Origin of the sequence: Magnetospirillum sp. UT-4, from assembly GCF_902729435.1 — a bacterium.
Taxonomy (GTDB): Bacteria; Pseudomonadota; Alphaproteobacteria; order Rhodospirillales; family Magnetospirillaceae; genus Magnetospirillum.
Window position 1 is genome coordinate 1 of record NZ_CACVCG010000092.1, and the last position, 8,927, is coordinate 8,927.

General features: G+C 69.4%; 7 protein-coding genes and 3 tRNA genes. 5 read left to right on the plus strand and 5 right to left on the minus strand.

Annotated elements, in window-relative coordinates; all coding sequences use genetic code 11:
* Positions 1-86 precede the first annotated feature (86 nt).
* The 3 genes from MTBUT4_RS13345 (at position 87) to MTBUT4_RS13355 (ending at position 4,360) form a co-directional block, all read left to right on the plus strand.
* Entirely contained in the window at positions 87-452 is a 366-nt protein-coding gene (locus MTBUT4_RS13345; protein ID WP_173980187.1) for a TfoX/Sxy family protein, read from the plus strand.
* Between the two features lie 309 nt (positions 453-761).
* Positions 762-1,943 (plus strand): formate-dependent phosphoribosylglycinamide formyltransferase, encoded by a 1,182-nt coding sequence (gene purT / locus MTBUT4_RS13350; protein WP_173980188.1) that lies wholly within the window; start codon positions 762-764, stop codon positions 1,941-1,943.
* Between the two features lie 110 nt (positions 1,944-2,053).
* Positions 2,054-4,360: an ATP-binding protein gene (locus tag MTBUT4_RS13355; RefSeq protein ID WP_173980189.1), complete on the plus strand. Its 2,307-nt coding sequence runs from the start codon at positions 2,054-2,056 to the stop codon at positions 4,358-4,360.
* Positions 4,361-4,689: 329 nt separating this feature from the next.
* On the opposite strand, the gene MTBUT4_RS13360 is transcribed toward MTBUT4_RS13355, so the two are convergent.
* From MTBUT4_RS13360 to rlmB, 5 genes are all read right to left on the minus strand, one after another.
* Positions 4,690-5,733, minus strand: a complete 1,044-nt coding sequence (locus tag MTBUT4_RS13360) for a patatin-like phospholipase family protein (RefSeq protein WP_173980190.1) — start codon at positions 5,731-5,733, stop codon at positions 4,690-4,692.
* A gap of 68 nt (positions 5,734-5,801) precedes the next feature.
* The gene (locus MTBUT4_RS13365) at positions 5,802-6,560 is read right to left on the minus strand and encodes an ABC transporter substrate-binding protein (RefSeq protein ID WP_254434861.1); all 759 of its coding nucleotides are present in this window, start codon (positions 6,558-6,560) and stop codon (positions 5,802-5,804) included.
* A 99-nt stretch (positions 6,561-6,659) separates the two neighbouring features.
* A tRNA-Thr gene (locus MTBUT4_RS13370) sits at positions 6,660-6,735 on the minus strand.
* Between the two features lie 47 nt (positions 6,736-6,782).
* Positions 6,783-7,643, minus strand: a complete 861-nt coding sequence (locus tag MTBUT4_RS13375; protein WP_173980192.1) for a hypothetical protein — start codon at positions 7,641-7,643, stop codon at positions 6,783-6,785.
* Positions 7,627-8,493 carry a 23S rRNA (guanosine(2251)-2'-O)-methyltransferase RlmB gene (rlmB, locus tag MTBUT4_RS13380; RefSeq protein WP_173980193.1) on the minus strand — a complete coding sequence of 289 codons (867 nt, stop codon included), beginning with the start codon at positions 8,491-8,493 and terminating at the stop codon, positions 7,627-7,629. Before rlmB ends, MTBUT4_RS13375 begins: the two co-directional genes overlap by 17 nt.
* Positions 8,494-8,624: 131 nt before the next feature.
* On the opposite strand from rlmB, the gene MTBUT4_RS13385 reads away from it, so the two are divergent.
* Together MTBUT4_RS13385 and MTBUT4_RS13390 are read left to right on the plus strand one after the other, a co-directional pair.
* Positions 8,625-8,710: transfer RNA gene (locus tag MTBUT4_RS13385), tRNA-Tyr, on the plus strand.
* 68 nt (positions 8,711-8,778) lie between these two features.
* A tRNA-Gly gene (locus tag MTBUT4_RS13390) sits at positions 8,779-8,852 on the plus strand.
* The last annotated feature ends 75 nt before the right edge of the window (positions 8,853-8,927 follow it).

The window sequence follows — 8,927 nt, forward strand, 5'->3', positions numbered from 1 at the left end:
CCGCTGGCGCGGCCTCCTCAGGATGAGGCCCGAATGAGACGACGGTTCGGTCCGAGTTGACGTCCATCACGACAGGGGAGGGGGGCATGGCCGCATCACCCGAGGACCAGGCCGCCGCCGAGTTGGCGCGCGAGATGTTCGCGCCGCTGGGGGCCATCAGCATCCGCCGCATGTTCGGCGGGGGCGGCATCTATTGCGACGGGCTGTTCTTCGCGCTGATCGCCGACGGCGACATCTACCTGAAGGCCGATGCCGCCTTCGCCGCCCGTCTGACGGAAGAGGGCTCGCGCCAGTTCACCTGGACCAACCCCAAGACCGGCAAGGTCACCGCCATGGGCTATTGGCGCCTGCCCGAGGCAGCGGTGGACGATTTCGACGAGGCGGCGGCGCTGGGGCGGGAGGCGTTGAGGGTGGCAAGGGTGGCGGCGGCGGGGAAGCGGGGGCGAGGGTAGGGGGGTTACAGACCCGCCGCCTTCCTCAGCGCCTCGTTCATCCGCTTCTGCCAGCCCGGGCCGGTGGCGCGGTGACAGGGACGGCGGCCGCTTTCCCGCTTGAGGCCTGATCGGCCAACCACACTCTTCCATCCGTGGCCCGCGTCAGCGGGCATCCGAGCCATCCGTGTTCCCTTACCCCAACCCTTGCCGCGCTGGCGCGCAGCCCCCACCCCGACCCTCCCCCAGCTTCGCCGGGGGAGGGAGGCGTTGATTCCCGCCCCGACTCCCCTTATCCATGACGGCTCACCACCCTGGGGGAGCCCCACCATGACCGCCACCGCCAAGATCCTTCTCCTCGGTTCCGGCGAGCTGGGGCGGGAATTCGTCATTTCGGCCAAGCGGCTGGGCGCCCATGTGGTGGCCTGCGATTCTTATGCCGGCGCGCCGGCCATGCAGGTGGCGGACGAGGCCGAGGTGTTCTCCATGCTGGACGGCGCCGCTTTGGGGGCGGCCATCGAGAAGCACCGGCCCGACACCATCGTCCCCGAGGTCGAGGCCATCCGCACCGAGGTGCTGAAGGACTACGAGGACAAGGGCTTCACCGTGGTTCCCTCGGCGCGGGCCACCCTGATGACCATGAACCGCGACCGCATCCGCGAGGTGGCGGCGGCCGAGCTGGGCCTGCCGACCTCCACCTACCTCTATGCCGAGAGCCTGGAGGAGATGCGGGCGGCGGTGGCCAAGGTGGGCATCCCTTGCGTGGTCAAGCCGGTGATGTCGTCCTCGGGCAAGGGCCAGAGCACGGTGCGCGAACCGGACCAGGTGGATGCCGCCTGGGACTACGCGGTGGCCGGCATGCGCGGCGACCGCCGCCGCGTGATCGTCGAGGCCTTCATCGACTTCGACTACGAGATCACCCTGCTGACCATCCGCACCCGTGACGGCGTGGTGTTCTGCGATCCCATCGGCCACCGGCAGGAGCGCGGCGACTATCAGGAAAGCTGGCAGCCGACGCCCATGACCGCCCAGGCGGTGGCCGAGGCGCAACGCCAGGCCCGCGCGGTGGTGGACAATCTGGGCGGCTATGGCCTGTTCGGGGTGGAGTTCTTCGTCAAGGGCGACGCCGTCATCTTCTCGGAGCTGTCGCCGCGCCCGCACGATACCGGGATGGTCACCCTGGTGTCGCAGAACCTGACCGAGTTCGACCTGCACGCCCGCGCCATCCTGGGCCTGCCCATTCCCGTCATCACCCAGCTGGGGCCGGCCGCCTCGGCGGTGATCCTGGCCGACCGCGACGGTGACGATTTCGCGGTCGAAGGGCTGGCCGAGGCGCTCTCCCCGGACGCGCCGGGCATCGAGCTGGATGTGCGTATCTTCAACAAGCCGACCACAAGGCCCTATCGCCGCATGGGAGTGGCGCTGGCCCTGGCCCGCCACGGAAGTGTCGAAGACGCCCGCGCCGCCGCCCGTGCCGCCGCCGCCAAGGTTCGGTTGAATCATCCCAAGTAATGGCGCCCACTGGCGTGCGCCCCCATCCGGCCTAGGCGGGACGCCATATTTCCATCGCGCCTGGATTAAATATAGTCCGCTAATCTTTCCTTTCGGCGGACCCAAGTGTGGTGAACATTGATCCAGCCCGGCCCGGGCGCGGTGGGTCCCTGAAACTGCTTCTCGTGCTGGGGGCGGTGCTGCCGTTCGCCCTGCTGGCGCTGTACGCCGTCCAGAGCCATCGCGCCGCCATGGCGGCGGCGGCCGAGGAATCCGGCCGGCGCGCGGCGCTGGTGGCGGAATACACCGCGCGGGTGCTGGACGGCCATGGCCTGCTGATCGACCTGGTCGAGCAGCGGCTGACCGGGATGGCGCCGGGCGCGCTGTCGTCGGGGGTGCTGGACGGGCTGCTGAACCGGCATCGGCCGGTGCAGGGCCTGACCGTCGCCCTGGTGGTGATGAATCCCGCCGGATTGGTGGTGGCCAATACGCTGGACCCGCGCCTGCAGGGGCGCGATTTCGGAGACCGCGACTATTTCATCCGCGCCACGGGCAGCACCGGGACGGTGGTGGGCAAGCAGGTGGTCGGCCGGGTCACCAACGATTCGTTCTTCACCCTGTCGCGGCGGTATTCCGGCGGTGTCATCGTCGTCGCCATCTACGCCCGCGCCTTCGAGGAGATGTTCGGCGCGGTGGTCGGCGCCGATTCCGCGACCCGGGCGGTGGGGGTGTTCCGCGAGGACGGCAGCCAACTCGCCCGCCATCCCTCGCTGGCCAAGCCGCTCCGCCTGACCTCGGACGATCCGGGGCTGATGCAGCTCATCCCGCAGCAGGCCAGCGGCACCTATCGGATTCGCCCCAAGACCGGCGGCGGCGAGCGGCTGTACGCCTTCCAGAAGGTCGGCCTCTATCCGGTCTGGGTCACCTACGGCATCGAGATCGCTGCCATCCGGGCCGGCTGGTGGAAGGACGTCGCCGGGGCCGGGGTGCTGGCGCTGCTGTCCGCGCTGCTTCTGGCGGTGCTGGGGGCGCGGGCGCTGCGCAGCGACCGCCTGGCCCGGGTCCAGGAGGAAAGGCTGAAGCGCCTGGTCGCCGAACGCACCAACGAGGCCGAGCGCCGCGCCGCCGAGGCGGAACGGGCCCATCGGGCCAAATCGCTGTTCCTGGCCGCCGCCAGCCACGATTTGCGCCAGCCGATCCAGGGCCTGCGGCTGGCACTGGATGTCCTCGACCAGAATTTGACCAAGCCCGCCCACCGCCGCCCGCTGGGCCTGGCGACCAGGGCGCTGGAGGGAGTCGAGGACCTGCTGTCGGCCCTGCTGGGCATCGCCGTGCTGGAAACCGGCCGGGTCCGGGTCGAAGCCCGCCCGGTGGCGCTGCCCCCCCTGCTCGACGGCCTGGCCGGCGAGTTCGCCGGAGCGGCGGCCGCCGCCGGCATCCGGTTGCGGATCAAGTCGTGCTCGGCCGAGGTGGAGACCGATCCCGTCCTGCTCGCCCGCGTGCTGCGCAACCTGCTGGTCAACGCCCTGCGCTATACCGGGCAGGGCCGCGTCGTGCTGGGCTGCCGGCGGGTCGGGACGACCATCCGGATCGAGGTCTGGGACAGCGGCCCCGGCATCCCCGCCGACCAGCTGGATTCGGTGTTCGAGGATTTCGTCCAGCTCGGCAATCCCGAGCGCGACCGAACCAAGGGGCTGGGGTTGGGGCTATCCGAGGTGCGCCGCACCGCCGCCCTGCTGAACCACGCCATCGGCGTGCGCTCGTGGCCCGGCCGCGGCAGTGTGTTCTGGATCGTGGTGCCGTGCGCGGTGTCGTCCTTGAATACTACCTGTGCCCCGCCGCCCGGCCCTATCCTGGCCCCAATCAACAAGCCGAGGGAGGCAATGATGAAGATTTCCATGGTGTTGACGGCGATCCTGGCCGCGCTGGCGGTGCCCGCCGCGGCGGCCGATGTCGAGGCGCTGAAGCAGGAGGCGGCCGGTATCGTCAAGGAATTCGGCGGCGCCCTGAAGGGCGAGCTGGAGAAGGGCGTCCAGGCCGGCGGCCCGCTCGAGGCCATCGCCGTGTGCAACGAGAAGGCGCCCGGCATCGCCAAGGCCCATGCCGCCAAGTCCGGCTGGTCGGTGGGCCGCACCAGCCTGAAACTGCGCAATCCCGGCAACAAGCCGGATGCGTGGGAGGCGAAGGTGCTGGCCGATTTCGACGCCCGCCGCGCCGCCGGCGAAAGCCCCGACACCCTGGTCGCCGCCGCGACGGTGGACGGCAGCTTCCGCTTCATGAAGGCCATTCCCACCGCCGAATTGTGCCTGAACTGCCACGGCCGCGACGTCAAGCCCGAGGTGATGGCCCGCATCGAGAAGCTCTACCCGGCCGATCTGGCGCGCGGCTACAAGCCGGGCGACATCCGCGGCGCCTTCACCCTGGCGAAGAAGCTGTAGGAAGGTGACGGGCTGAATTTTCGGCTAGACCATATTCCGTTCAAACGGAACACGCCCTAGTAAGTGCCCCCTCGCCCGCTTGCGGGAGAGGGGGCGAGCATCAGCGAGCCGGGGTGAGGGCGGCGCGTGTCCACGCGCCCAAGACCTGGACCCGCGAGAGCTTTCGCTGTCGCGAAGCGCACCTCGCGGCGCGCACCCTCTCCCTCCCGTCGCTGTCGCGACGGGTCCCTCCCTCTCCCGCAGGCGGGCGAGGGTAATCTGTCTGCATCACCCTCGAGCGCGGTCCGAAAATTCAAGCCCGGGCATGACGGAGACAGGGCGAATCCGCCTCACACGAAGGCCTCGAACACGTCCAGGCTGGAGCGGCTGCCGAGGGCGTCGTAATTGGCGGCCAGCCAGCGCTGGGCGGCGTCGATTCCAAGCTCGTGCAGGTGCTCCAGGAAGCGCCAGTCGGTGTTGAACTTGGACGACACCCCCAGCGCCGGCAGGTCGCCGCCGGCCTCGATCATGTGGAAGTTGACCGGCTTGTAGCGGTCGTCCTTCAGCTTGCCCGCCTCGATCAGGCCGGTGATGGTGGCGAAGCCGCGCATCTCGCGCACCAGCGACGAGTTGAACGACAGCTCGGTGATGCGGTTGAGGATGTCGCGCGCCTTGGTCGGCACCTCGGCCCGCACCAGCGGGTTGATCTGCACGATGACCACGTCCGAGGCGCCGCATTCGCCGATCAGCGGCGAGATGGACGGGTTGCCCATGTAGCCGCCGTCCCAGAAATGCTCGCCGTCGATCTCGACGGCGCGGAACAGCAGCGGCACGCAGGCCGAGGCCATCAGCACCTTGGCGGTGATCTCGCGGTTGTGGAAGATGCGCGGCTTGCAGGTCTTGACGTTGGTGGCGGTGATGAACAGGCGGATGGAATCGCAGTGGCGCACCGCCTCGAAATCGATGGAATCCTCGACCACGTCGCGCAGGGGATTGATGTCGAGCGGGTTGAGCTCGTAGGGCGAGAACATGCGGGTGACCATGTCGAACAGCGCATAGGCGCCGGTCTCATCCAGGTTCCAGCCGCCGTCGAGGCGGCCCCAGGGACTGGCCGAGAACAGGCTCTGCAGCCCGGTGCTGCTGATGCGCCGCCAGAACTCGCGCAAGGCGGTCACGGCGCCGTCGGTGCCGCCCCGGATGAATCCGTCCACCAGCACGGCGGCGTTCAGCGCCCCGGCGCTGGTGCCCGACAGTCCCTCGATGCGGACGCGCCCGTCCTTCAGCAGCCCTTCCAGCACCCCCCAGGTGAAGGCGCCATGGGCGCCGCCGCCCTGCAGCGCGAGGGTGACGGCCTTCTGGCCGCCGTGATCCGGCGCGGCCGGGTCCAACGGCATTCGCTTATCCCCCAATCCTTCCCGGATGCGAGTCTACCACATGCCGGACGGGCGGGCGATGAGGCTCCTCAGCGCACGATGCCGGCGCGCTTCCACAGCGCCGGCAGGGTGCCGTCCTTGTCCAGCCGCCGCAGCAGTTCGTCGAGGGTGGCGACGGCGATGGGGCCGCCGCGCCGCACCAGCGCGCGGTGGCGGTAGACCTGGTCGAGCCGCTCCGACACCAGCAGGGCGCGCCGCGCCTCGGGGGTGCGGCCCAGATAGGTCCACAGGTAGGAATCGGTCACCACCGCCATGTCGACGCGGCCGGCCAGCACCATGTCGATGCTGGAGCTGTGGCTGCCCACCAGCTTCATGTTCCAGTCGCGGGCCAGGCGCCCGGGATCGGCATCGAAATCGGCGAAGCCGTAATGGTAGCCGAGGATGCCGACCAGGCTCTTGCCCTTCAGCTCGGCGAAATAGTCCTGGCCGCGCCCCGGCTGGGCGCGGGCGACGAAGACCTCGCCGCCGCGCAGGTAGATTGCGGTGAAGTCCACCGGCAGGCCCTTCTCGGCCCATTCCCATTCCGGGCTCTCGAAGAACATGACGTCGAAGCGCCCCTCGGCGAGGTCGCCGTAGCGCCGCCGCGCCGCCACCGGCACGAAGGTGAAGACGTAATCCGACTGCGCCTTGTTCAGGGTGTCGATGAGGTCGCGGGCCAGCCCCGAGCCGTCGGCCTCGACGAAGGGCGGAAACGGATAGCCGCCCACCCGCACCGTCTCGGCGGCAGCGGTGCCGCCACCACCCCAGGCCATGGCCAGGAGGAACAATCCCCGTATGAAAACTCTCATCATGGCATTCCTGCGCTTACAACGCCCCGGCGACTTCCCCCAGGCGACGATGGCGGCCGTGTGGGCTCGGTCATGGGCGCTCCCTCCCGGTGGGGCGGATGGTGCCGGCTGCAGGACTCGAACCCGCGACCTGAAGTTTACAAAACTCCTGCTCTACCAACTGAGCTAAGCCGGCCACGAGGGGAAAGTTAGAGCCAAGGGCCATTGGCCGCAAGGGGGCGGTCACGTCGGGATGTTCGTCCATACCGCCAGCGACGTGGCGTTGTTGGGTTCGCCGCCCAGGATCTCCTTGGCCAGGGTGGTCAGCCTGATGGTGCCGGCGGCGTTGGCCTCGAGCAGCCGGGCGGTCAGGTTGGTGTTCCAGTCGCGCTCGGCGAACAGGTGGCGCTGCAGGCGGCTGGGCTCGCCGTCCAGGGCGTCCAGCTGGAAGCCGAACGGCTCCATGTGGATGGCGGTGACCTGCGGGGCGCAGGCGGCCAGGCGGGCGAAATAGTCGGCGGGCAGTTCGGCCACCTGTTCGATGGAGTGGTACGAGAACAGCAGTACCCGTTCGGCGCCGCGCAGGCAGGACAAGTCCGGGTCCTTGTGGTCGAAGCAAAACGACCTCGCCTGGTGGCCGGGCGTCAGCGCGAACAGCATGTCGGCGGCGGCGCGGCCGCCCTCGCTGATTTCGCCCGCGTAGTAAACGGCGTCCTTGGGGCCGCCACGGGCGTAGAGCTCGATCAGGTTGCGGCCGTAGCCGCTGCCCAGTTCGACGATGGCGTCGACGCCGTGTTGGGTGAGGACATGCAGCAGGAAATCGACGTGGTCGTCGTAGAAGGGCCGCATCTGCAGCCGGCCCAGTACGGGCTCGGGCCGCAGCATCGGCATGCCGGTGGGCAGCAGCGAATCGCCGGTCGGCGGCTCGATGGGGCGGAAGGTGCAGTCCATGGTCATGGTGTGGTCGATCTCGAAGATCTTCAGCCGGCGCACCACCTCGAAGGCGGTCTCGGCACCTCCGGCGATCAGGTCGCGCATGACGTCGAGACGGGCCTTCCAGGCCCGGTCATAGGCGTCCAGGTAGAAATCATTCTGTCGCGTCACGCTCGTTTCCCCCGCTCAGGTTCAGGCGCTCGCGCACCAGTTCGTAAAGGGCGACGGCGGCGGCGTTGGAGACGTTGAGGCTTTCCACCGCGCCGGTCATCGGCAGCCGCACCAGGTAGTCACAATGCTCGCGGGTGAGGCGGCGCAGGCCCTCGCCCTCGGCCCCCATGACCAGGGCGACGCGGCCGGACAGCTTCTCCTCGGCCAGGGTGCGCGGGGCCTCGCCGGCCAGGCCGGCGACCCAGAAGCCGGCCGCCTTCAGGTCCTCGATGGCGCGCACCACGTTGGTCACCCGCACCAGCGGCAGCCGCTCCAGCGCCCCCGAGGCGGACTTGGCCAGGGTGCCGGTTTCCTCGGGGCTGTGGCGGTCGGGCACCACCACCGCCAGCGCCCCGAAGGCGGCGGCCGAGCGCAGGATGGCGCCGACATTGTGGGGGTCGGTGACCTGGTCCAGCACCACCACCACGGCGTGGTCGCGGCCCTCGGCCAGGCCGGCGATGTCCTCGATGGCGGGGATGGGCAGGGGCTCGACCAAAGCGGCGATGCCCTGGTGCACCGCGCCGGGCGGCAAGGCGTGATCGAGGTCGCGCCGCTCGGTCGCCTCCTCGGCCGGCAGCGGGCGCAGGGCGCGGGCCTCGGCGAGTGCGGCGGCATGGGCGCGCGCCGCCTCGGGCGTCAGCGCCAGCCGCACCACCTTGCGGCGCGGATTGCGCAACGCCGCCAGCACCGCATGGACGCCGAACAGCCAAAACAGATTGCCGGACGGCCGCTCGCGCCCCCTCTCGGCGGCAGCGGGCGGCGCCTTGTCGCGGCGCGAGGCGGGTTTGGAACGGGAATCGCGTGCAGCCATGAAGACACCTCCGTCTGCGCGGTTTAGCCTGCTCTTTTCGAGTTGACAAGGCGGCGAAAATTCTCATAGTTCCGTTCTCCCGTCGCCCCGCCTTGTGCCGGCCTTGCTGCCGTATGGGGGGGGTGACGGCTGGAGGGGTGGCCGAGTGGTTAATGGCAGCAGACTGTAAATCTGCCCTCTTAGGAGTACGGAGGTTCGAATCCTCCCCCCTCCACCATTCTTTTTCGCGCGGAAGCGGGAGCCGCCAGGCTTCCGATGGCCGGAAGGGGCGGTGGCGTGGACCGGGCGGGTGTAGCTCAATGGTAGAGCAGAAGCCTTCCAAGCTTACGACGAGGGTTCGATTCCCTTCACCCGCTCCAGGCCCCGCTTTACGGTAATTTGAGACGACCACCAGCGGCCGACGCGCCGCCGACCAGACGGGTAGAAAGATGGCC

Coding starts and splice junctions, on each gene's coding strand:
- MTBUT4_RS13345 (WP_173980187.1), top strand. CDS start 87: ATGGCCGCATCACCCGAGGACCAGGCCGCCGCCGAGTTGGCGCGCGAG.
- purT (WP_173980188.1), top strand. CDS start 762: ATGACCGCCACCGCCAAGATCCTTCTCCTCGGTTCCGGCGAGCTGGGG.
- MTBUT4_RS13360 (WP_173980190.1), bottom strand. CDS start 5,733: ATGCCGTTGGACCCGGCCGCGCCGGATCACGGCGGCCAGAAGGCCGTC.
- MTBUT4_RS13365 (WP_254434861.1), bottom strand. CDS start 6,560: ATGAGAGTTTTCATACGGGGATTGTTCCTCCTGGCCATGGCCTGGGGT.
- rlmB (WP_173980193.1), bottom strand. CDS start 8,493: ATGGCTGCACGCGATTCCCGTTCCAAACCCGCCTCGCGCCGCGACAAG.